Source organism: Martinezella sp. CNPSo 3964, assembly GCF_057784375.1.
Map to the genome: position 1 here is coordinate 392,815 of NZ_JBXSOW010000005.1, position 21,547 is coordinate 414,361.

Annotated in this window: 21 protein-coding genes; 20 read left to right on the top strand and 1 reads right to left on the bottom strand. The window is 61.0% G+C overall.

The annotated features are described in order from the left end of the window. Window positions 1-6 precede the first annotated feature (6 nt). The 17 genes from cydB (at window position 7) to AC13Q5_RS18395 (ending at window position 18,010) form a co-directional block, all read left to right on the top strand. A complete protein-coding gene (gene cydB / locus AC13Q5_RS18315) occupies window positions 7-1,161 on the top strand; it encodes a cytochrome d ubiquinol oxidase subunit II (protein WP_457880871.1) in 1,155 nt (384 codons plus the stop codon). A gap of 18 nt (window positions 1,162-1,179) precedes the next feature. Next, window positions 1,180-1,305: a cytochrome bd-I oxidase subunit CydX gene (gene cydX / locus AC13Q5_RS18320; RefSeq protein ID WP_488502672.1), complete on the top strand. Its 126-nt coding sequence runs from the start codon at window positions 1,180-1,182 to the stop codon at window positions 1,303-1,305. Window positions 1,306-1,638: 333 nt separating this feature from the next. Then, a complete protein-coding gene (locus AC13Q5_RS18325; RefSeq protein ID WP_488502673.1) occupies window positions 1,639-3,042 on the top strand; it encodes an aminotransferase-like domain-containing protein in 1,404 nt (467 codons plus the stop codon). 196 nt (window positions 3,043-3,238) lie between these two features. Continuing rightward, a complete protein-coding gene (locus AC13Q5_RS18330) occupies window positions 3,239-3,643 on the top strand; it encodes a DUF983 domain-containing protein (RefSeq protein WP_457880875.1) in 405 nt (134 codons plus the stop codon). 198 nt (window positions 3,644-3,841) lie between these two features. Further along, window positions 3,842-4,552, top strand: coding sequence for a FadR/GntR family transcriptional regulator (locus tag AC13Q5_RS18335; RefSeq protein WP_075854170.1), 711 nt, complete (start codon window positions 3,842-3,844; stop codon window positions 4,550-4,552). Between the two features lie 29 nt (window positions 4,553-4,581). Next, window positions 4,582-6,174 carry an ABC transporter substrate-binding protein gene (locus AC13Q5_RS18340; protein ID WP_488502674.1) on the top strand — a complete coding sequence of 531 codons (1,593 nt, stop codon included), beginning with the start codon at window positions 4,582-4,584 and terminating at the stop codon, window positions 6,172-6,174. 157 nt (window positions 6,175-6,331) lie between these two features. Beyond that, the gene (locus tag AC13Q5_RS18345; RefSeq protein ID WP_488502675.1) at window positions 6,332-7,291 is read left to right on the top strand and encodes an ABC transporter permease; all 960 of its coding nucleotides are present in this window, start codon (window positions 6,332-6,334) and stop codon (window positions 7,289-7,291) included. A 1-nt stretch (window position 7,292) separates the two neighbouring features. Beyond that, the gene (locus AC13Q5_RS18350) at window positions 7,293-8,168 is read left to right on the top strand and encodes an ABC transporter permease (protein ID WP_488502676.1); all 876 of its coding nucleotides are present in this window, start codon (window positions 7,293-7,295) and stop codon (window positions 8,166-8,168) included. Between the two features lie 20 nt (window positions 8,169-8,188). Then, window positions 8,189-9,109, top strand: coding sequence for a dihydrodipicolinate synthase family protein (locus AC13Q5_RS18355; RefSeq protein WP_488502677.1), 921 nt, complete (start codon window positions 8,189-8,191; stop codon window positions 9,107-9,109). After that, the gene (locus AC13Q5_RS18360; protein ID WP_488502760.1) at window positions 9,109-10,125 is read left to right on the top strand and encodes an ABC transporter ATP-binding protein; all 1,017 of its coding nucleotides are present in this window, start codon (window positions 9,109-9,111) and stop codon (window positions 10,123-10,125) included. The genes AC13Q5_RS18355 and AC13Q5_RS18360 overlap by 1 nt, the downstream gene beginning before the upstream one ends. Beyond that, window positions 10,126-11,079, top strand: a complete 954-nt coding sequence (locus AC13Q5_RS18365) for an ABC transporter ATP-binding protein (protein WP_488502678.1) — start codon at window positions 10,126-10,128, stop codon at window positions 11,077-11,079. Window positions 11,080-11,307: 228 nt separating this feature from the next. Next, entirely contained in the window at window positions 11,308-12,192 is an 885-nt protein-coding gene (locus AC13Q5_RS18370; protein WP_488502679.1) for a cupin domain-containing protein, read from the top strand. A gap of 204 nt (window positions 12,193-12,396) precedes the next feature. After that, complete coding sequence (locus AC13Q5_RS18375; protein WP_488502680.1) at window positions 12,397-13,482, top strand: ABC transporter substrate-binding protein; 1,086 nt, start codon at window positions 12,397-12,399, stop codon at window positions 13,480-13,482. Between the two features lie 74 nt (window positions 13,483-13,556). Beyond that, window positions 13,557-14,378, top strand: coding sequence for an ATP-binding cassette domain-containing protein (locus AC13Q5_RS18380; protein ID WP_488502681.1), 822 nt, complete (start codon window positions 13,557-13,559; stop codon window positions 14,376-14,378). Beyond that, window positions 14,375-15,625, top strand: coding sequence for a sugar ABC transporter permease (locus AC13Q5_RS18385; RefSeq protein WP_457878433.1), 1,251 nt, complete (start codon window positions 14,375-14,377; stop codon window positions 15,623-15,625). The genes AC13Q5_RS18380 and AC13Q5_RS18385 overlap by 4 nt, the downstream gene beginning before the upstream one ends. 25 nt (window positions 15,626-15,650) lie before the next feature. After that, window positions 15,651-16,379: an SDR family oxidoreductase gene (locus AC13Q5_RS18390; RefSeq protein ID WP_488502682.1), complete on the top strand. Its 729-nt coding sequence runs from the start codon at window positions 15,651-15,653 to the stop codon at window positions 16,377-16,379. Then, on the top strand, window positions 16,379-18,010 hold the full coding sequence (locus tag AC13Q5_RS18395) for an FGGY-family carbohydrate kinase (RefSeq protein ID WP_488502683.1): 1,632 nt from the start codon (window positions 16,379-16,381) through the stop codon (window positions 18,008-18,010). The genes AC13Q5_RS18390 and AC13Q5_RS18395 overlap by 1 nt, the downstream gene beginning before the upstream one ends. Before the next feature lie 9 nt (window positions 18,011-18,019). On the opposite strand, the gene AC13Q5_RS18400 is transcribed toward AC13Q5_RS18395, so the two are convergent. After that, window positions 18,020-18,913, bottom strand: coding sequence for a LysR family transcriptional regulator (locus tag AC13Q5_RS18400; RefSeq protein ID WP_457878435.1), 894 nt, complete (start codon window positions 18,911-18,913; stop codon window positions 18,020-18,022). Between the two features lie 259 nt (window positions 18,914-19,172). Here AC13Q5_RS18400 and AC13Q5_RS18405 point away from each other — a divergent pair, with 259 nt between their 5' ends. The 3 genes from AC13Q5_RS18405 (at window position 19,173) to AC13Q5_RS18415 (ending at window position 21,547) form a co-directional block, all read left to right on the top strand. Further along, a complete protein-coding gene (locus AC13Q5_RS18405) occupies window positions 19,173-19,571 on the top strand; it encodes a (R)-mandelonitrile lyase (protein ID WP_075854181.1) in 399 nt (132 codons plus the stop codon). A gap of 11 nt (window positions 19,572-19,582) precedes the next feature. Then, on the top strand, window positions 19,583-20,350 hold the full coding sequence (locus tag AC13Q5_RS18410) for an SDR family oxidoreductase (protein WP_488502761.1): 768 nt from the start codon (window positions 19,583-19,585) through the stop codon (window positions 20,348-20,350). A gap of 276 nt (window positions 20,351-20,626) precedes the next feature. Then, complete coding sequence (locus tag AC13Q5_RS18415) at window positions 20,627-21,547, top strand: alpha/beta hydrolase (protein WP_488502684.1); 921 nt, start codon at window positions 20,627-20,629, stop codon at window positions 21,545-21,547.

Below are 21,547 nucleotides of genomic sequence, written 5' to 3' on the forward strand. Positions count from 1 at the left end.
CCTGCCATGATCCTGCATGAATTGATCGACTACGAGACCCTGCGCATCATCTGGTGGCTGCTTCTCGGCGTGCTTTTGATCGGCTTTGCCGTCACCGACGGCTTCGACCTCGGCGTCGGCACGCTGCTGCCGTTCGTTGCCAAGACGGATACGGAGAGGCGCATCGCCATCAACTCGATCGGCGCGACCTGGGAAGGCAATCAGGTCTGGCTGATTCTCGGAGGCGGCGCGATTTTCGCCGCCTGGCCGCCGCTCTACGCCGTGTCCTTTTCCGGCTTCTATCTCGCGATGTTTGCCATCCTGTTTGCGCTGATCCTGCGACCGGTTGCCTTCAAATATCGCTCCAAGCGCGATAGCGCCGGCTGGAAGGCCGGTTGGGATTGGGCGCTCTTCATCGGAGGCTTCGTTCCGTCGCTGATCTTCGGCGTGGCAGTCGGCAATGTACTGCAGGGCGTGCCCTTCCGCTTCGATAACGACATGCGCATCTATTATGAAGGCTCGTTCTTCGCCCTTTTGAACCCATATGCGCTCCTCTGTGGGCTTCTGTCGGTCGCCATGCTTGTCATGCATGGCGCTGCCTGGCTGCAGGTGAAGACGGATGGTATCGTTGCGCAGCGGGCACGTCGCTTCGGCATCATCGCCGCGCTAGCCGTGATCGTGCTCTTTGCGCTCGGCGGCCTGTTCCTGTGGATAGGGGTCGATGGCTATCACATCGCAAGTGCCGTCGATGCCAATGGACCTTCGAACCCACTGTTGAAGACGGTCGAGCACAGCGCGGGCGCATGGCTTGGCAATTACAGCAGCCACCCATGGATGATGATTGCTCCGGTTCTCGGCTTCGTCGGTGCGGCGGTGGCCTTGCTCGCCATGCTCGGCCGACGTGAAGTCACGGTGCTGCTCTTCAGCAAGCTTGCGATCTTCGGCATCATCTCGACGGTGGGCCTGTCGATGTTCCCCTTCCTCTTGCCGTCGTCGCTCGATCCGCGCTCCAGCCTGACGGTTTGGGATGCCTCGTCCAGTCACATGACGCTGTTCATCATGCTTGTTGTCACCATCATCTTCCTGCCAATGATCCTGGCCTACACAGCATGGGTCTATCGCGTGCTGTGGGGCAAGGTCGACGAAGCGACGGTGAACGACAAGAGCGGTCACGCCTACTGATCCCGAAGGAGATTTTTCATGTGGTACTTTGCCTGGCTTCTCGGCTTCCCTCTCGCCGCGGCATTCGCTGTCCTTAACGCGATGTGGTACGAACTGATGGATGATCAAGCGAAAGCGAAAGCCGCGCGCGTTCAAGAGAAATGAGCGAGACGTCTAATCCTTGATCGAACTCGGCCATATGTTCGGCACGCCCGCCAAAAGCAGGCGTGCCGGGCTTGCAGGAACGAATCGCGATAAACGGGATATAGGCTGTTGGGTTTCTGACTGTCGAGGCGGTCAAACAGCTTTGTCATGCCGTCAATTGCGGGAACATCGGCTGGCTCAAGGCATTCATGGATCGAAAATATCACTGTATTTGGTCTTTCCAGGGATGAAAAGTGTGTCTGATAGCTCCACATAACGGGAATTGTATGCAATTATATGCAATCAATGCCGGTCGGAGTTTCAGCTCACGATCGGTCTCATGCGGAGCATGAAATGAAAGACTGGCATCCCGATCTCAGCCGTTCCTCCAGCCCCCGCTACATTGCCATAGCTGACCTGATCGAGATGGATTTGCGCAGCGGCGTTCTTGCCGCCGGCGACAGGCTGCCGCCGCAACGTGCGCTGGCCAAGCGTCTCAACATCGATTTTACGACCGTCGCACGCGGCTACGTCGAGGCGCAGAAGCGTGGGCTGGTGGATTCCCACGTCGGACGGGGGACGTTCGTGGTGGGTAGGCAGGCGAGGGAGCGCCGAAGTTTCGCTCTCGCCGCCGCTTCCGATCCGCGTCGTGCCTCCGCGATCGATTTCTCCATGAATCTGCCGCCGGAACCGAGTGATCCGGATCTTCTTGCCCGCATGCAGGAGGGCATGTCGGCCGTGGCGGTCGATATCATTCCCTTGCTGCGTTATCAGGGATTTGGCGGTCTGGGTATGGATAAGGATGCTGCCGCGATCTGGCTCAGCCGCCGTGGCCTCAACCCGGCGCAGGAACGCATCTTCGTAACACCCGGCGCACACCCGGCCTTGCTGGCGATCTTTGGGCTCTTGGCCAAGCCCGGCGAAACCGTGCTTTCGGAAAATATCACCTATCCCGGCATGCGTTCGATTGCAGCACAGCTCCGGCTCAATCTCGCAGGCCTGGCGATGGATGACAAAGGCGTCTTGCCGGAAGCCTTTGAAGAAAGCTGCGAACGCCTGCGGCCGAAGGCGCTTTATCTCAACCCGACACTGCAGAACCCGACAACGCTGACGATTCCGCAGGCGCGGCGCGAAGCAATTGCTGCGATTGCCCGCAAATATCGTGTGCCGATCATAGAGGATGATGCTTATGGCTTCATTCCACTGGATGCACCTGTGCCAATGGCTGCAATCGCACCGGATCTGACCTGGCATATCGGTGGATTGGCCAAGTGCATTGGTGCGGGGTTGCGTCTCGCCTTCGTCGTGGCGCCGGACACCCGGTCGATATGGCCCTTTGTCAGTGCAATGCGGAGCAACAATGTCATGGCGTCGCCGCTCAATATGGCGCTTGCGACGCGCTGGATCGAAGACGGCACTGCCGATGGCATCTTGCGTTTCATTCGCGCCGAGGCCGCCGCCCGCCAGGGGATGGTTGCGGACATATTGCCATCAGGTAGCTACCGGGCCGATCCCATCAGTTTCAACATATGGCTACCGCTCGGCGGCGGCTGGACGCGCGCTACCTTCGGCAGCCATATGCGCAATGCGGGTATCGGCGTTGTCGCAAGCGACGCCTTCACGGTGGAGGGCATCGCACCCGAGGCCGTGCGTGTTTGTCTCGGCGGCCCGATAGGCCGCGAGGCGCTGAAGGGTGCGTTGAATTTCATGGCGCACGCGCTGCAGGGGCCACCGGAATTAGCCGCCTCCTTCTTCTAGTCCGCTGCGCAATATCGCCATTGATCGGAGGTGCACTGGCTCGTTGCTGCGCCTATTCCCCAAATTTGCCGAGATTCCCACTGCGTCATTCTGCCAAATGGACGTTTCGAATGCATTCATTATATGGATAATGAATGCATGCAATCTGGACATTGATTGTTTGTTCATGGAAGATTGATTCAGGAGTGATGCCATCATGGATGCCGACTATCCCCCGCTAAGCCCAGTGCAGACAGGTCTTCGTTGCCGTTGCCCACGTTGCGGGCAGGGGCGTTTGTTCGACGGATTCTTGACCCTTCGCAAGCAATGCGAAGCATGTGGTCTCGACTATTCCTTCGCAGATCCCGCCGATGGACCAGCTTTCTTTGTCATTTGCTTTGCCTGCATCCCAAGCGTGCTTCTCGGCGTCTGGCTGGAGGTGGCTTTCTCGGCGCCAATCTGGGTCCAGTTCCTTGTGACCGGTCCGTTCATGCTGGCGACCTGTATTCCGCCGTTGAGGCCGCTCAAAGGCTGGCTGGTGGCGAGTCAGTATTTCTACAAGGCCGAGGAAGGCAAGCTTGCGCGCCTGCCGGCAACGGACGCGCCGCATGCAACAAATTGAGGTCGGCTGTCGCCGAAGGCCGAATAGGTCCGGCCGATCGATGGCCAAGGGATGATCAGGCGAAACTTGCCAAGCGATCTTTATGCGCTCCGGCAAATCCGGCGATCATTTGTAGTGGTGACCTCAATTGCTTATCCACTTGACGGATATCCTACAAGTCAATAAGTTGACCGTCATGTCCCGAGGAGCTTGGGTTTCATGGTCGGAAAAGTCATTCAGCCTTTAACGCGCGCGCCGCTGCTGCATGTCTCTGTGCAGGAGAGTTTGCGCAGCTATATCGCCGACAACGGTCTTGAGGCGGGCACGATGCTGCCGGCCGAGGGAGAGCTCGCGACTCAATTGGGCGTCAGCCGCAATTCTCTGCGTGAAGGCATCAAGGCGTTGGAATCCCTCGGTGTGCTGGAGACGCGCCGCGGGATTGGCATCTTCGTCAAGGCGTTCTCTTTTGCGCCACTGCTCGACAATCTCGCCTACGGGCTGGGCGATGCGCTGCGGCACATGGAAGAGGTATTGGAAATCCGTCGGACGCTCGAAGTCGGCCTGATCGGCAAGACGCTCGAGATGATCGGGCCGGAGGATCTGGCGGAATTGCGCGCCACCACCGACCGCATGCGCGCTCATGCCGAGCGCGGCGAACCCTTCGCTGAAGACGATCAGCTCTTTCATCGCCTGCTGTTTCGCTGTCAGGGCAACGAGACCTTCGTTCGTCTGATCGATGTCTTCTGGCTCGCTTTCTACAAGGCGTCCCGCTTTTTCGATCTGGACGATGTCGACCCCATGGCCACCTGGCGTGACCACGAGGCGATCGTCGATGCGCTGGAATCCAAGAATCTCAAGGAGGTGCGTATGCGCCTCGACCGCCACTACGAGGGCATTTCGCAGGTGATCGCCAACAACAGGAAGAAATAGCGATCACAAACAAGGGGAGGAGGATCATCATGAGGAAGGCTTTTCATCTGTCGGCGATCGCGTTGGGAGCGCTGTTGTCGGCCACTGCAATGCCTGTCTTGAGTGGCTTGGCCGCACCTGCCGTCGCCGCGACCATGTCGGGCGGCTTCGATGTCGGTCCGGGCGGCTTTCAGGGCAATTTCAACCCGCTGGCGGCAACGGCCGGTCTCACTTGGCTCAGCACCTATTTCGAACCTCTGGTCAGCTACGACGAAAAGCTGCAGAAGATCGTCGGCGTGCTTGCTTCCTCCTACGAGGTGAGCCCGGATCAATTGACCTACACGTTCAAGCTTGCGGACGCCAAGTGGCACGACGGCAAGGCCTTTACGGCCAAGGACGCCAAGTTCACCATCGATCTTGCTGCCAATTCCAAGACCGGTTCGGTCTTTGCTGCCCGGTTTAAACTTCTGTCATCCGTCGAGACGCCGGACGATCATACGCTTGTCATCAAGCTTTCAGCGCCCTCGGCGAGCCTGCTCGATACACTCGCCAAGATCATGGTTCTGCCTGAACATGCGCTCGGCAGCGTACCGGTCGACCAGCTTGCGAAGAGCGCCTGGTGGTCGACCTCTCCGATCGGGACGGGGCCGTTCAAATTCGTCAAATATGTGCAGGATCAATATGTCGAGCTGACAGCCAATCCAGATTATCGCGGCGGTAAACCCGTTCTCGATCGGCTGATCAATCGCTATTTCGCCAACCCGGCCGCGGCAATCTCGGCGCTGCGGGCAGGCGAGATCCAGTTCACCTATGTCGATTCCAACGACGTGCCGACCTTCAAGGACGACAAGTCTTTTGAGGTCATCGAGGGCGATTCCTTCGTCGTCAATTATCTGGGCTTCAACCAGGATTCGCCGCTATGGAAGGATCTTCGCGTCCGTCAGGCCGTGATGTACGCCATCAATCGCGATGCGATCATCAAGAGCCTCTATGGCGGCGCGGCAAAGCCGGCCAACTGCGCCTACGTGGCCAGTCAACTCGTCCCGACGGGCATCGAGGCGTATCCTTACGATCCGGCCAAGGCCAAACAGCTGCTGGATGAGGCAGGCTGGGACAAAATCAACGGCGATAAGCCGATCACCCTGCTGACCTATTACAACACGCCGCTTGCGACGAATGTGCTGGCGGCCGTGCAGGCAATGCTGGCGCAGGTCGGCATCAATGTCGTGCCGCGCGCCGTCGATGCGCCGACCTATAATGGTATCGTGCTCAACGCGAAGGCCGACATATCGCAGTTCCAGCTCGTCTATGCCGGCCTGCAGAACGGCCCCGATCCAAGCAACATCAATACCGGGCTCAATGAAAAGCAGATCCCTCCGGCTGGTGCCAATGTGGTGCGGGCGCGCATGCCCGATCTGACCGAGGCACTCGATGCCGCGATTGCCGAGACGGATGCCGGCAAGCGCGATCAACGCTACCAGGATGTCTGCAAGGTCATGAACAAGGACCTGCCCTGGGCGACCATGTGGGTGGCGAACCGCTATGGGGTCGTTTCGTCCAAGGTGAAGGATTTCGTCTGGACGCCGGCGCCCGGCGGCGGCCCCTACATCGCGCATCCGGAAGCGTGGAAGCTCGCAAACTAGAGCAATTCCAGGAAAAAGTGCGCAGCGGCTTTCCGTCCGGAATTGCATGAAAACAAAGAGATGGAGCGGTTCAGAGATTCTGAGAAAAGCTGAGCCGCTCTAGGTTTTCGACCGGCCGTAAATACGGCTTGTAACGCTCTCGAAACATAGGTTCGATATGTTCCACTATGGTCTCAGGCGTCTCGTGATCGGCATCGGCATGCTCGTGGCCCTGAGCATGCTGGTCTTCGTCCTGTTGCGCTTGACGCCGGGCGATCCGATCGATGCCTATATCGATCCGAGCATGCCATTGTCTCCCGCTGCCATGGCCGATCTGCGTGAGCGGCTCGGGCTGGATCGGCCGCTGCCGGTCCAATATGTCAGCTGGCTGCTGCAGGCCCTGCAAGGCAATCTCGGCTATTCCGTCAAGCGAGCGGATCAGCCGGTCTTGACGCTTGTGCTGTCGCGCATCGGCCCGACCGTATTGCTGATGGGCTCGGCCCTGGTCATGGCGGTCATCGCCGGCATTGCCGCAGGCGTCATCGGTGCCGTCAGGCGTAATTCGGTGACGGACGTGTCACTCTCCGTCCTGGCGTTGGCCGGCATATCGAGCCCGGCCTTTTTGAGCGCGCTGCTTGGCCTCTATATCTTTGCCGTGCGCCTCGGCTGGCTGCCTTCAGGCGGCATGCTGACGCCGGGCGAGGACTTTTCCATTGGCGACCTGCTTTGGCATCTCATCCTGCCGGCTTCGCTTCTGGCGATCGCCCAGGCCGCGCTCATCATGCGCTACATGCGCGCGTCGCTGCTGGAGGTCCTGAACCAGGATTATGTGCGCACGGCGCGTGCCAAGGGAGTGTTCGAGTTCTGGGTGATCGTCAAGCATGCCCTGCGCAACGCGCTGCTACCCGTGGTGACGGTCATCGGCTCGACCATCGGGCTTGCGATCGGCGGCGCGATCTTCATCGAGAGCGTCTTCAACTGGCCGGGCATGGGTCTGCTGCTCGTCGATGCGGTCACCTCCCGCGATTATCCCGTGATCATGGGGGCGACCCTTGTCATCGGCGCTTGCGTCATCGTCGTCAACCTGCTGACCGATCTCGCCTATGCGGTGATCGATCCGCGCATCAAGGTGGGCTGAGATGCTGGCGCGAACCGAACGACCAAGTCATGGCCCACTGGCCCGGGCCTTCGACCGTTTCAGGCTGAATGGGGCTGCCCTCTTCGGCGTTGGGATCGCCGTGCCGCTGCTGCTGCTGATCGTCACCTATCCGCTATGGTGGCGGTTCCAGCCCAACGACATCGATCTCCTCGCCATGAACGCGCCACCCAATGCGACCCATTGGTTCGGAACGGATGGTGTCGGGCGTGACGTCTTTGCCAGAGTGCTCGAAGGCGGCCGCATATCGCTGATGGTCGCTGCAGGTTCCACGGTCATTTCCGCCATTATCGGCTTTCTGTTCGGCTTTGTGTCTGCTTTTGCCGGGCGCTGGGCGGATGCGCTCAGCATGCGCTTCGTCGATCTGGTCATGACCCTGCCGCCCGTGATTTTTCTTCTGGTGCTGGCCTCGATCACCGGGACCGGCATCCTGCCGACGATAGCAGTCATATCGCTTCTATCCTGGCCGCTGCTCGCCCGCATGGTGCGCTCCAGGCTGCTGGAGTTGCGTGAACGCGACTTCGTGACGGCGGCGCGCGGCATGGGAGCGGGATTGCCGCATCTCTTGCTGCGCCACGGCATGCCGAACTGCATCGATATTCTGGTGGTCTACGCGACAACACAGGTGGCGAACGCGATCCTTTTGGAGGCCGGGCTTTCCTTTCTCGGGCTCGGCATCGCGCCACCTGCGGCGAGCTGGGGCAACATGCTGAATGCTGCCCGCTCCACTGCCGTCCTCGAACAATATCCCTGGCAATGGCTGTTTCCCGGCGCCGCGCTGGTTCTGGCCGTCCTTGCCATCAATTTCATCGGCGACGGATTGAGGGATGCCTTCGATCCGCGCGCCGAACTTCATTGAGCCTAAGAAAGAACGAGACAATGAGCAAATTCAAGGGCGTGGTGCCTCCCGTCGTAACACCGCTGAACGACGATTTTACCGTCGATTACAAATCCTATACGCGGGTGCTGGAGCATCTGATCGATGGCGGCTGTCATGGCGTCTTCGTGCTGGGCTCCACGAGTGAAGTCGTCTTCCACGACGAAAAGACGAGGCGCGAGATTATCGAGCATTCCGCCAAGGTGGTGAACGGGCGGGTGCCGCTGCTGGTTGGCGTTATTGACCCCACGACCGACCGCGTGATCGCCCATTCGAAAGTCGCCAAGGCCGCCGGAGCGGACGCCGTTGTCGTCACCGCCCCATTCTACACCGTGACCAGTCAGTCCGAGATAGCGGACCATTTCCGCTACATAAGAGATGCCGTCGATGTGCCGCTGGTTGCCTATGACATTCCCGTCTGCGTGAATGTAAAACTCCAGCGCCAAACCGTGGTCACCCTCGCAAGGGAGGGGGCCATCATCGGTTTGAAGGATTCCAGCGGCGACGATGGCAATTTCCGCTATGCGCTGCTCGATCTTGCCGATCACGAGAACGTCTTCCTGATGACCGGCTCCGAAATCGTCGTCGACAATGCGCTCCTGATGGGTGCGCATGGTGTCGTGCCCGGCATCGCCAATGTCGATCCGCATGGCTATGTCCGGCTCTGGGATGCAGCCCAACGTGGCGACTGGGCAGCGGCTCGGCGCGAGCAGGAGAGGCTTTGCCGCCTGTTCGAGATCGTCTGGGTCGCGCAAGGGCGCGTTAGCGGCGGCGCGGCCGGCATCGGCGCTTTCAAGGCTGCGATGAAGAGCCTTGGCATCATTGACAGCGCTGTCATGCCCCGCCCGCGTGCCGCGCTGAACGCCGACGAAACAGCCAGGATCGATGCGATCCTGAAAAACGTAGGGCTGCTCGGAGTATGATGACGCCAGCAGCCCAACCCGTTCTCGATATCAGGGGGCTGAGGACAGTCTTTCGCACCCGCGGTGGCGAATTGACCGCCGTGCGCGATATCGACCTGACCATCGATGCCGGCGAAACGCTGGCGCTGGTGGGCGAGTCTGGTTCGGGCAAGTCGGTGACGAGCCTTTCCGTGATGCGGCTTCTTACACGCAATGTCGGGAAGATCGCGGCCGGCGCCATCAGATTGCGGGATCGGCAGGGTATCGTCAGCGATCTCGCCACGCTGGATGATCGCCACATGCGCGAGATCCGCGGTGGCGATATCGGCATAGTGTTTCAGGAGCCGATGTCGAGCCTCAATCCGGTGCTGACGATTGGCGACCAGATCGCTGAGCCGATCCGCATCCATCGCAAGGCCGATCGCGCAGCAGCGATGCGCGAGGCGATCGCCCTGCTGGAGAGCGTCGGAATTCCCGATGCCAAACGCCGCGTCAGGCAATATCCGCATGAGTTGTCCGGCGGCATGCGGCAACGCGCGACCATTGCCATGGCGCTTGCCTGCGATCCCGTGCTTTTGATCGCCGACGAGCCGACAACGGCGCTCGACGTGACGATACAGGCGCAGATCCTCGATCTCCTGCAACGTCTGCAGCGCGAACGCGGCATGGCGATCCTGTTTGTCACGCATAATCTCGGCGTGGTGGCGGAGATCGCCCATCGGGTCGCCGTCATGTACGCCGGCCGGATCGTCGAGGAGGGGCCGACGGAAGCGGTGTTTCGCAATCCGAGGCATCCCTACACGCGCGGTTTGCTAGCCTCCATGCCACGGCTCGGCGAGGCCACGCGGATGCGGCAGGCGGGCGAGCAACTCTATGCCATCCCAGGCGTTGTGCCGGGGCTGACGCGAATGCCTTCGGGCTGTGCTTTCGCGCCGCGCTGCGCGCATGCAATCCAGGCCTGCAGCGAGGCGGTACCCGCTCTTGAAAGGGTCGAGGCGAGCCATGCGAGCCGCTGTATCCGCTGGCGGGAGATTTAGATGACCGAAGCGCTCGTCTCCATCCGCGATCTTGCCAAGGATTATGTGTCTCGTGGCGCAAAGCTTTCCATCCTTCGCGATATCTCCTTTGACATCGGGAAAGGGGAAGTGGTGGGGCTTGTCGGCGAATCCGGCAGCGGCAAGACGACGATCGGCAGGTCTATCCTGAGGCTGGTCGAGCCTTCTGCGGGCAGCGTGCGTTTCGACGGCACGGAAGTGACCAAACTCGGGGCCAGTGATCTCAGGCGGATGCGGCCGCGCATGCAGTATATTTTTCAGGACCCCTTCGCCAGTCTCTCGCCGCGCATGACCATCGGCGAGATCTTGACGGAAGGGTTGAAGATCCAGCGTATCGGCAGCCGTCTCGATCGGCTGGATCGCGCGCGGGCAGCGCTTGAGCAGGTGGATCTACCGGCAGAGGCCATCAATCGCTATGCCCATGAATTTTCCGGCGGCCAGCGCCAGCGGATCGGGATTGCCCGCGCGCTTGCGCTCGGGCCGGAATTTCTCGTTGCCGACGAACCCGTCTCGGCACTGGATGTCTCCATTCAGGCGCAGGTCATCAATCTGCTGCGCGGCCTTCAGCAGCGGCTGTCGCTTACCATGCTATTCATCTCGCATGATCTTGCCGTGGTCGAATATCTCTGCGACCGCGTCATCGTGCTCTATCTCGGCCAGATCATGGAGATTGCCGCGAGTGCCGATCTCTACACCAGACCGTCTCACCCCTATACGCGCGCTCTGCTCTCGGCCATTCCGTCGCCGGACCCGGATCGCAGGCGTAACAGGCAAATCCTGAAGGGCGATATTCCAAGCGTGGCAAATCCGCCAAGCGGCTGCGTCTTCCGCACGCGCTGTCCCCTAGCGCTCGAAGCCTGCGCCGCGACGGTGCCGCAACTGCGCGAGGTTGCGCCCGGACAGTTCAAGGCCTGTATTCGCGACGACATCGATTGATCCCGCTTCCGACCGGATAGGACTGCTTTGGCGATACAGTGCCAATGCCGCACTGCACATTTGACCAAAGATACCACCCTTCATGTCAAAAAAGTATCAGTCGGGCGTACAGGGCGTAGTAGCGGCAGGCAGCTGCACGGGGTAGATTTATGACATGGAAGACGCGATGGCCTCTGGGAGGAGGCGCCGTAGCCGCAGCAACGCGGACGGATGAAAGGAGGCTTGCCGATGAACCCCGATTTGGAAGTGGTCGCCATCGGCAGTGGAGAATCCTTCAAGGCCTGGGAGCACGGCTATCCCTACCGTACGGTTCGCTGGCATTTTCATCCCGAATATGAAATCCACCATGTCGTCGCGACGACGGGCCAATATTTCATTGGTGACTTCATCGGCGAGTTCGAGCCGGGCAATCTGGTGCTGACGGGACCGAACCTGCCGCATAATTGGGTCAGCGACGTGCCTGTCGGCGTCACCCTGCCGCTGCGCTGCCGCGTCCTGCAATTTTCCGAATCCTTCTTTGCCGATGCCAGCAAGGTCTTTCCGGAACTCTCGGCCTGCGCCGGTATTCTTGAGACGAGCCGCCGCGGTGCGCTCTTTACGCCTCAGACTGCCGCCATCGTCGGCCCGATCCTTGGCGAGCTGGTGGAGGCGACGGGCATTCGTCGTATCGAGCTTTTCATGAATATCCTCGACGCCATGAGCCGCGCCGAAGGCACACGCACGCTCGCCAGTGCCGGCTACCAGCCGGACCCATCCGGCTTCATGTCGGCGGGGGTCAACCAGGCGCTGGCCTATATCAACGCGCATCTGACCGAGCCGTTCAGCGAATGCGATCTTGCCGAGCTGACCGGCCAGAGCCCGAGCGCCTTTTCGCGCAGCTTCCGTCGCCATACCGGCATGGCGCTGGTGCAATATGTCAATCGCCTGCGCATCAACTTTGCCTGCCATCTCCTGATGAGCAAGGCAGAGATGACGATCACCGACATCTGCTTTGCGGCAGGCTTCAACAATATCTCGAACTTCAATCGGCGTTTTCTGGATCAGAAGGGCATGGCGCCCTCCCGATTCCGATCGCTCCTGGCACAGCACGCACGCGCGGTGGAGGCCGCCTAACACAAGGGAGGACAGGGAGGAAAGACAGAATTCAGGACAAGCGAACGGGCAGGCATCTTTGCCGCTCGAAGGAGAAGGCTTGTCCGAAATTTACCGCCACATCGGCCGGCTGGCCGTTATCGGCGGGCACCAAACAAGAGCATCGCGTGCGGACAGCCGTGATGATCGAGGGAAACCATTACCATTTGGAACGGAGAAATTCCAATGAACCATTTCGCACTGAAAATCGCCGGCGCTACGGCGCTTGCGGTCGGTCTTCTGGCCGGCACCTCCGCCTTTGCGCAGTCTACCAAGGTGACGGATGCGACCGTCGCCTTCCTCATGCCCGACCAGAGCTCCACGCGCTATGAAGAGCACGATTTCCCTGGCTTCCAGGCCGAAATGAAGAAGCTCTGCGCCGGCTGCAAGGTCATCTACCAGAATGCCAATGGTGACGCTTCGCGCCAGCAGCAACAGTTCAATTCGGCAATCTCACAGGGTGCGAAGGCGATCGTGCTCGACCCGGTGGACTCAACAGCTGCTGCTTCGCTGGTCAAGCTCGCGCAAAGCCAGGGCGTGAAGGTCATCGCCTACGACCGTCCGATCCCGTCGGCCGCCGCCGACTACTATGTCTCGTTCAACAATGAAGAGATCGGCAAGATGATCGCCAAATCGCTGGTCGATCACCTGAAGGCGAAGGGCGTGAAGGCGGGCGATGGTGGTCTCCTCGAAATCAACGGCTCGCCGACCGACGCGGCCGCCGGCCTGATCAAGAAGGGTATCCATGCCGGTCTCGCCGACGGCGGCTATCCGGTGCTGGCGGAATTCGACACGCCGGAATGGGCGCCGCCGAAGGCGCAGCAATGGGCAAGCGGCCAGATCACCCGCTTCGGCAAGAAAATCCTTGGCGTCGTCGCCGCCAATGACGGTACGGGTGGGGCAGCCGTTGCTGCCTTCAAGGCCGCCGGCTTTGATCCGGTGCCGCCGGTAACCGGCAACGATGCGACGATTGCCGGCCTGCAGCTTATCATTTCCGGCGACCAGTACAACACGATCTCCAAGCCGAGCGAGATCGTGGCCGCTGCCGCCGCCAATGTTGCGATCGAATTGCTCTCTGGCGAGACGCCGAAGGCTGACACGAAGCTCTTCGACACGCCGACCAAGCTCTTCACGCCGGCCTTGGTCACGTCCGAAAACCTCAAGGCCGAGATCATCGACAAGACTGTCAACGGCAAGCCGATCCAGACGCCGGATCAGCTCTGCAACGATCGATATGCCGATGGCTGCAAGAAGCTCGGCATCGGCAGCTGAGTTCTGCCTCCCAAGCTCCGGCCGCTTCGGTGGCCGGAGACCAATAGCATTCCAACCCGAGAAGGCGGCTGGTCATGAGTGACGCTTCCGATCATAGAGCCCCGGACGGCGAGCTTGTGCTCAGCCTCAAAGGGATCTCCAAACACTTCGGCGCCGTCTCGGCACTGACGGATATCAACCTCGATGTGCATGCCGGCGAAGTCGTGGCGCTTGTCGGCGACAACGGTGCCGGCAAATCGACGCTGGTCAAGGTTCTGGCCGGGGTCCACCAGCCGAGTGCCGGTACGATCATGTTCCGCGGCAAACAGGTGACGCTCAGCGATCCCGCAACCGCGCTCGATCTCGGCATTGCCACGGTCTTTCAGGATCTGGCGCTTTGCGAGAACCTCGATGTCGTCGCCAACATCTTTCTCGGCCGGGAAATGAGCCCGCTGAAGCTCGACGAAACCGCGATGGAGGTTCGCGCCTGGACGCTGTTAAACGAGCTTGCGGCGCGCATCCCGAGCGTGCGCATCCCGATCGCATCGCTTTCCGGGGGCCAGCGACAGACGGTGGCAATTGCCCGCTCGCTGCTGCTCGAGCCGAAACTCATCATGCTCGACGAGCCGACCGCAGCCCTTGGCGTTGCGCAGACTGCCGAGGTGCTGAACCTCATAGAGCGCGTCCGCGACAAGGGGCTCGGTGTCATCATGATCAGCCACAACATGGAGGACGTGCGCGCCGTCGCCGACCGCATCGTCGTGCTGCGCCTCGGCCGCAACAACGGGATCTTCTATCCCGACACGTCAAATCAGGAGCTCGTCAGCGCCATCACCGGAGCCACGGAAAACGCCGTGTCGCGCCGGGCAGGGCGGCGGCAGGCCCAACAGGAAGCAAGAGAAGAGGGCCGGCCATGAGCGAGAACGGCAAGCAATCGACCCTGCTGCTCGACCGCAGCGATGTCCGCGTCAACCACGACACCGGGCTTGCGGCGACCATCCGCTCCTTCATCGACAAGGTGCGTTCCGGCGATCTGGGCTCGCTGCCCGTCGTCGTCGGTCTCGTCATCATCTGGACGGTGTTCGGCACGCTCAATCCGACCTTCCTGTCCAGCAACAATCTCGCCAACCTGCTGTTCGACGCCTCGACGGTCGGCATCATTTCGCTTGGCATCGTCTGCGTACTGATGGTCGGCGAAATCGATCTTTCGGTCGGATCGATCAGCGGCTTTGCCTCGGCCATGGTCGGCATGCTCTGGGTGAACGAAGGCTGGCCGGTGGCCCTGGCGATCCTGGCGGCCCTTGTCGTCGGCGGCGTCATTGGTGCCATCTATGCCGTGTTGTTCAACCGGCTGGGCATGCCGAGCTTCGTTGCCACATTGGCGGGCCTTCTCGCCGTGCTCGGCATGCAGCTTTATCTGCTCGGCGCGACTGGCTCGATCAATCTGCCCTATGGCTCGGCCATTGTGAATTTCGGCCAGTTGCTAGTCATTCCACGCCCGCTTGCCTATGTCTTCGCGCTCATTCCGGGTACGGTGATGCTGGTTACTGGTCTGAGCGCCGTGCGGCGGCGCAAGCAGGCAAACCTCTCGGCGCCCTCCGTCGGCGGTCTGCTGGTAAAGGCAGCCGTCATTACCGTGGCCTTGGAATTCGTGGCTTTCTATCTCAATCAGGACCGCGGCATTCCCTGGATGTTCGCCCTGTTCGTGGTGCTCGCCATCGTCATGAATTATGCGCTGACGCGCACCCAATGGGGCCGGTCGATGTCGGCCGTCGGCGGCAATCGCGAGGCGGCACGGCGTGCCGGCATCAACGTGCGGCGGATCTATACCAGCGCCTTCGTGCTCTGCGCGATGTTTGCAGCGCTCGGCGGCGTGCTTGCGGCAGCGCGCTTGGCCTCGGCCAGCCAGCAGGCAGGCACCGGCGACGTCAATCTGAATGCGATCGCGGCGGCCGTTATCGGCGGGACCAGCCTCTTCGGCGGTCGCGGCAGCGCCTATTCGGCCCTGCTCGGCATCATCGTCATCCAGTCGATCGCGAGCGGCCTCACCATGCTCGATCTGTCGTCGGCACTTCGCTACATGATCACGGGCGCAGTTCTTGCCATTGCCGTCATCGTCGACTCGCTCGCCCGCCGCTCCCGCGCCTCGCATGGGCGCGGCTGATTTCTTCAAGAAGGTAAGGATTGTTATGAGACAGGATTTTGCCGGCAAGGTCGCCGCCATCACCGGGGCTGCGTCTGGAATTGGCCTGGAATGCGCCAAATCGCTACTGAACGAGGGCGCCAGCATCGCCCTTGTCGACCGGGCGGAAGATAGTCTGAAAAGCCTTTGCGCCGAACTTGGGCCGAACGCCCATCCGGTCGTCGTCGATCTTCTGAAGCCCGAGAGCGTGGCGACCATGTTGCCGCAGATTCTCGACAGGTTCGGCAAGCTCGATATCTTCCATGCCAATGCCGGTGCCTATATCGGCGGCGAGGTCGCGGAAGGCGATCCCGATGCCTGGGATCGGATGCTGGATCTGAATATCAACGCAGCCTTCCGTTCGGTTCGCATGGTGCTGCCGCACATGATCGAGCGCAAGACAGGCGACATCATCATGACGAGTTCGATCGCCGGGCTGGTGCCTGTGGTCTGGGAGCCGATTTACACGGCATCGAAGCATGCCATCCAGGCCTTCACGCACACGGTGCGGCGTCAAGTTGCCAAGCATGGCATCCGCGTCGGCGCCGTGGCGCCGGGGCCGGTGGTGACGGCGCTGATCAGCGACTGGCCGCAGGCGAAATTGGACGAAGCGATTGCCGCCGGCGGCCTCATGGAGGCGACGGAAGTGGCGGAAGCTGTGGTCTTCATGCTATCGAGACCGCGGAACATCGTAATCCGGGATCTGGTGATCCTGCCCTTGAGTACGGATCTCTGATGACGGCACCTTATTTCATCGGCATCGATGTCGGCACAGGCAGCGCCCGGGCCGGGATTTTCGACGCACATGGCCATCTGCTCGCCGCCGCCAAGCGGCCGATCACCATCTGGCACGAGGCCGGCAGCATCGTCGAGCAGTCGAGCGAGCAGATATGGAACGCCGTTTGCGACAGCGTCAAGGAGGCTATTGCAACGGCGAGGATAGCGGCCGGCGATATCGCCGGCATCGGCTTCGATGCGACCTGCTCGCTGGTTGCGGTCAAGGCGGACGGCAAGGCCGTCGCTGTCGGGCCATCGGGGGATGCCGATCGCAACATCATCGTCTGGATGGATCATCGCGCCGCCGGTGAGGCCGCAGAGATCAATGCCGGAAATCATGCGGTTCTGCGTTATGTCGGCGGCCGCATCTCGCCCGAGATGGAAACGCCGAAGCTCCTGTGGCTGAAGCGAAACTTGCCAGAGTCTTTCGCTGCGACAGACCATTTCTTCGATCTCGCCGATTATCTGACCTGGCGCGCGACGGGCTCGCTGCAGAGATCGATGTGCACGGTGACGTGCAAGTGGACCTATCTTGCCCATGAGAAACGCTGGGATGGGCAATATTTCAAGGATATCGGGCTCGGTGAGCTGGCGGACGAAGGCTTTGTGCGCATCGGCACCGAGATCGTCGAGCCGGGGACTGCCTTGGGTGAGGGTCTGAACGAAGCTGCCGCCCGCGATCTCGGCCTGACTGTTGGCACGCCGGTCGGTGCTTCGCTGATCGATGCCCATGCCGGTGGTGTTGGCACGTTGGGCGGGCAGGGGCCGGACGGCGAGGGCGATGTCAGGAATCGGCTCGCCTATATCTTCGGCACCTCGGCCTGCTCGATGGCGTCGAGTGAAGGAGCCGTGTTCGTCGACGGTGTCTGGGGTCCGTATTTTTCGGCCATGGTGCCTGGCCTCTGGCTGACCGAGGGCGGTCAATCCGCAGCAGGCGCTGCGATCGATCATCTCGTTACCATGCATCCGGCAGCCGGCGAAGCTCGCCAGAAAGCCGAAGCGGAAGGCCTTTCGCTCGTGGCCTGGCTCGACCGGCAGGCCATGAAGGCAAGCGGCCACGCGTCCGACGCTGTGAAGCTCGCGCAATTGATCCAGGTCGTTCCCGAATTCCTCGGCAACCGGTCACCCTATGCGGATCCCGATGCGCGCGCCGTCATCTCCGGTCTAGGCCTGGAGACCGGTATCGACGATCTGATCGCTCTCTACGTCGCCGGCCTTTGCGGTATCGGCTATGGTCTCAAACAGCTGCTCGAAAAGCTGGAGCAGGATGGCATAGCCTGCGATCTCATCATCGCGAGTGGCGGCGCTGCCCAGAGCGGCCTTGTGCGCCAGCTTCTGGCGGATACAACAGGCAGGCCGGTCGCCGTCGCCGACACGGAGGAGCCCGTTCTTCTGGGTGCCGCTATGCTCGGCGCCACGGCTAGTAGGCATTCTGGCTCGCTCTTGGAAGCCATGGCCACCATGTCGCGACTGGCGAAGAGGTTCGAGCCGGCGGACGATGCCATCAAGGCCTTGCATGAGCGCCGTTACGAATCTTTCGAGCTGCTGCAATCGGCAGATCGCAGCATTCGCGCGCTGATGGCGTCGTGAATCCGGCCATCAGCCACGATAGCGCAACGCCTCCAGCACCACCGCAAAGGCGGAGGACGGCTGGCGGCGGCTCGGATAATAGAGATGGTAGCCCGTCCAGGGCGGGCACCAATCCTCAAGCACACGAATAAGCCGACCGCTTTCGATATCTGGCTGTACCAGATCGTAGGGCGCATAGGCCAAACCGTAGCCATCGACCGCGGCCGCCAGAACCTGGCGAATGCCGTTAAATGTCATCTGGCCATCGACGCGTACCCGTAGTTCGTCGCTACCCTTTTCGAACTCCCAAACATAATTGCCACCATGGGTCGGAAGGCGCAGGTTGATGCATTTGTGGGCGGTCAGGTCTTGAGGGATGATCGGTCTATTGCGTCCCTCGAAATAGGATGGAGAGCCGACCACCGCAAAAGCCTGATCGGGAGCGATACGCACGGCGATCATGCCGTTGGCGACCGTCTGGCCCAAGCGAACGCCGGCGTCGAAACGTTCTGCCACAATATCGGTCAGGCCGTAGTCATTGATGATCTCGACGTGGATGTCGGGATAATGCTTGAGCACGCCGGCAAGCTTCGGCCAGATATAGGTATCGACGGCATAGTCGACCGATGTGATCCGGATCGTGCCGGCCGGCCTTTCACGCAGTTCGGTGACGGCGAAGAGTTCGGCCTCGATTTCCTGGAAGCGCGGCGTGAGGGACTGCAGCAGGCGCTCGCCCGCTGGTGTCGGGCTGACGCTGCGCGTGGTCCGGGTCAAAAGCCTGACGCCCATGCGCTCCTCCAGCTGCCGCACCGTGTGGCTAAGTGCCGATTGCGAAACGCCGAGCTGGGCGGCTGCCCGCGTAAAGCTCCGCTCTCTGGCGACGGCAAGAAAGAATAGCAGGTCGGTGACGTTTTCGCGTAGCATCTATGAGTGTCTCTCATATGTCGGGCGATGCTCTTATCATGGAATGAACGAGTCACATAGCGCCCGTATGGGATTGAGAGGCGTAAATGCAGCTTTAGCAGGCGTTCCGATGTGTCGGCCGGCGATGGCGAGACGCGACATTTATCGCTTGGATTCATAAGTCTATGCGGGCGTGACCCACTACTGCTCCGAAAATTGCGGGCTAGATTAGCCCTATACAGTCGAGCCATTGCGGCTCATCGCAAGAAAGGATGTCATCATGGATATCAAGAGAAACGGGACGCAGCCATCGGGCAAAGGTCCTTCGGACTGGTTCACCGGCACCGTACGCATCGACCCGGTCTTTGCCGCCAATGACGCGCGGCGCGCTGCGGCCGGCAGCGTCACGTTTGAACCCGGCGCACGGACTGCGTGGCATACCCATCCGCGCGGCCAGACCCTGATCGTCACCGCAGGTTTTGGTCTCGCTCAGCGCGAGGGCGGCCCGATCGAGGAGATCCGCCCCGGAGACGTCGTCTGGTTCGAGCCGGGCGAGAAGCACTGGCACGGCGCCTCGCCAACGACAGCCATGACCCACATCGCCATCCAGGAACATCTCGACGGCAAGGTGGTGGATTGGATGGAGCATGTGACGGACGAACAATATCAGGGAAAATGAGGTCGAAGACGATGGTGGAAGGTATCAAGGACAAGGTCGTCGTCATCACGGGCGCCAGCAGCGGCCTAGGCGAGGCCGCTGCCCGCCGTCTTGCCAGGGATGGCGCCAGGCTCGTTCTCGGCGCGCGGCGCATCGATCGCCTGCGGGCGCTCGCAAGCGAGCTTTCGCTTGGCGAAGATGCCGTCATCCAGACGGATGTGACGGATCGCGTGCAGGTGAAGGCGCTTGTGGACCATGCTGTCAGGCAGAACGGCCGCATCGACGTGCTCATCAACAATGCCGGTCTGATGCCGAGCTCGATGCTGGAGCGCCTTCACATCGACGAATGGGACCGGATGATCGACGTCAACATCAAGGGCGTGCTCTACGGCATTGCTGCCGTCCTTCCTTACATGACGGAGCAGAAGAGCGGGCATATCATCAACGTTTCTTCGGTGGCCGGGCATAAGGTCGGGCCGGGCGGCGCAGTCTATTCGGCGACGAAGCATGCCGTGCGGGCGCTTTCCGAGGGGCTGCGGCAGGAGGTGAAGGCCCACAATATCCGTACGACGATCATCTCTCCCGGTGCTGTCGCAACCGAACTGCCAGATACGATCACCGATCCAGATGTCGCGGCCCGTATCAACGAGGTCTATAAAAGCGCGATATCGCCGGAGGCATTTGCCAGCACCGTCGCTTTCGCCATAAGTCAGCCGCAAGACGTCGATATCAACGAGATCCTGTTTCGCCCGACGACACAGGTCTACCAAACGAAACGCCCGGCCGGCGAGGCATTTTGACCTCGCGGGCCGCGTCAAACGGGGACGGAAAAGAGCTTATGATTCGGCTTGTGATTGGCGCGGCACTCGCGCTTGCGGCGCTCACCTGGTCTAATGCACAGTGCATGCAGATGCCGACGGGCTTTTCCTTGCCGTCTAGCAGCGTATTCGCGGCTGATTGAACTCCGCCGCAATCAACAGATGTCGCCAACGCGGTGATGCTGGCCGTAGGCAGATAAGCATTCGGTTGCATCGCCGCGCTATCCTCGGCTGATTGGCACGAATCGAGGATATCCGATGGCGTCTGCTGAGCGTCCCATGCCGAGCGAAGCCGGCATTTTGCAGTTCATGGAGATCTGCGATTCCTTCTATCCGCCGGATGCGGTAACGGCCTCCATTGCGCAGCAGCGTCAATGGTATGATGCCTTGTGCGCCCGTTTCGATCGCCCCTTGCCCGAGGGTATGCGGACCACCGATGGCGTCGTATCCGGAACGATTCGCGTCAGGCATTACAAGCCCGCCAATATCCGTACGACAACGAACCTGCTCTATCTCCACGGCGGCGGCTTTGTCGTGGGCTCGCTTGAGAGCCATCACGCGATCTGCGCCGAAATTGCCGATCATGCCGGTGCTGAACTGATCTCGGTCGACTATCGGCTGGCGCCGGAATATCGCTGGCCGGCACAGACGGATGATTGCTTCGGTGTTCTCAAGCAAATGCTGGCCGAGAAGAAGTCGGTCGTGTTGATCGGCGACAGTGCCGGCGGCAATCTCGCGGCAGGGCTGGCGGTGCGGGCGAATGCCGAGGGGCTTTCGGGAATTGTCGGGCAGATCTTGATCTATCCCGCGCTCGGTGGTGATCTGGTCTCCGGCTCCTATGAAGAAATGGCCGAGGCGCCGGGCCTGACGACGGCCGATGTCGCCTATTACCGCACCATTCTGCAGGCGCCGGAAGGCGATCCGGTCTCCGGGCCGCTTGCTTTGTCATCCGTAGCCGGCCTTCCTCCCGCCTTCATCACCGTGGCGCACTATGATCCGTTGCGCGACGACGGCCGCAATTATGCGGCGCGTCTTGCACAGGCCGGCGTCGAGGTGTGGTTCCGCGAGGAGCCCCAGATGGTGCATGCCTGGCTGCGGGCACGGCATATGAGCGAGGGCGCGCGCGCCGGCTTTGCCGCCATATGTGCGGCGGCAAGCCGGTTTGCTGGCTCCCGCTGA

What these genes read in the sequence shown, in the direction of transcription:
- cydB (WP_457880871.1), top strand. Translation starts at nt 7, where the DNA reads ATGATCCTGCATGAATTGATCGACTACGAGACCCTGCGCATCATCTGG.
- cydX (WP_488502672.1), top strand. Translation starts at nt 1,180, where the DNA reads ATGTGGTACTTTGCCTGGCTTCTCGGCTTCCCTCTCGCCGCGGCATTC.
- AC13Q5_RS18325 (WP_488502673.1), top strand. Translation starts at nt 1,639, where the DNA reads ATGAAAGACTGGCATCCCGATCTCAGCCGTTCCTCCAGCCCCCGCTAC.
- AC13Q5_RS18330 (WP_457880875.1), top strand. Translation starts at nt 3,239, where the DNA reads ATGGATGCCGACTATCCCCCGCTAAGCCCAGTGCAGACAGGTCTTCGT.
- AC13Q5_RS18335 (WP_075854170.1), top strand. Translation starts at nt 3,842, where the DNA reads ATGGTCGGAAAAGTCATTCAGCCTTTAACGCGCGCGCCGCTGCTGCAT.
- AC13Q5_RS18340 (WP_488502674.1), top strand. Translation starts at nt 4,582, where the DNA reads ATGAGGAAGGCTTTTCATCTGTCGGCGATCGCGTTGGGAGCGCTGTTG.
- AC13Q5_RS18345 (WP_488502675.1), top strand. Translation starts at nt 6,332, where the DNA reads ATGTTCCACTATGGTCTCAGGCGTCTCGTGATCGGCATCGGCATGCTC.
- AC13Q5_RS18350 (WP_488502676.1), top strand. Translation starts at nt 7,293, where the DNA reads ATGCTGGCGCGAACCGAACGACCAAGTCATGGCCCACTGGCCCGGGCC.
- AC13Q5_RS18355 (WP_488502677.1), top strand. Translation starts at nt 8,189, where the DNA reads ATGAGCAAATTCAAGGGCGTGGTGCCTCCCGTCGTAACACCGCTGAAC.
- AC13Q5_RS18360 (WP_488502760.1), top strand. Translation starts at nt 9,109, where the DNA reads ATGACGCCAGCAGCCCAACCCGTTCTCGATATCAGGGGGCTGAGGACA.
- AC13Q5_RS18365 (WP_488502678.1), top strand. Translation starts at nt 10,126, where the DNA reads ATGACCGAAGCGCTCGTCTCCATCCGCGATCTTGCCAAGGATTATGTG.
- AC13Q5_RS18370 (WP_488502679.1), top strand. Translation starts at nt 11,308, where the DNA reads ATGAACCCCGATTTGGAAGTGGTCGCCATCGGCAGTGGAGAATCCTTC.
- AC13Q5_RS18375 (WP_488502680.1), top strand. Translation starts at nt 12,397, where the DNA reads ATGAACCATTTCGCACTGAAAATCGCCGGCGCTACGGCGCTTGCGGTC.
- AC13Q5_RS18380 (WP_488502681.1), top strand. Translation starts at nt 13,557, where the DNA reads ATGAGTGACGCTTCCGATCATAGAGCCCCGGACGGCGAGCTTGTGCTC.
- AC13Q5_RS18385 (WP_457878433.1), top strand. Translation starts at nt 14,375, where the DNA reads ATGAGCGAGAACGGCAAGCAATCGACCCTGCTGCTCGACCGCAGCGAT.
- AC13Q5_RS18390 (WP_488502682.1), top strand. Translation starts at nt 15,651, where the DNA reads ATGAGACAGGATTTTGCCGGCAAGGTCGCCGCCATCACCGGGGCTGCG.
- AC13Q5_RS18395 (WP_488502683.1), top strand. Translation starts at nt 16,379, where the DNA reads ATGACGGCACCTTATTTCATCGGCATCGATGTCGGCACAGGCAGCGCC.
- AC13Q5_RS18400 (WP_457878435.1), bottom strand. Translation starts at nt 18,913, where the DNA reads ATGCTACGCGAAAACGTCACCGACCTGCTATTCTTTCTTGCCGTCGCC.
- AC13Q5_RS18405 (WP_075854181.1), top strand. Translation starts at nt 19,173, where the DNA reads ATGGATATCAAGAGAAACGGGACGCAGCCATCGGGCAAAGGTCCTTCG.
- AC13Q5_RS18410 (WP_488502761.1), top strand. Translation starts at nt 19,583, where the DNA reads ATGGTGGAAGGTATCAAGGACAAGGTCGTCGTCATCACGGGCGCCAGC.
- AC13Q5_RS18415 (WP_488502684.1), top strand. Translation starts at nt 20,627, where the DNA reads ATGGCGTCTGCTGAGCGTCCCATGCCGAGCGAAGCCGGCATTTTGCAG.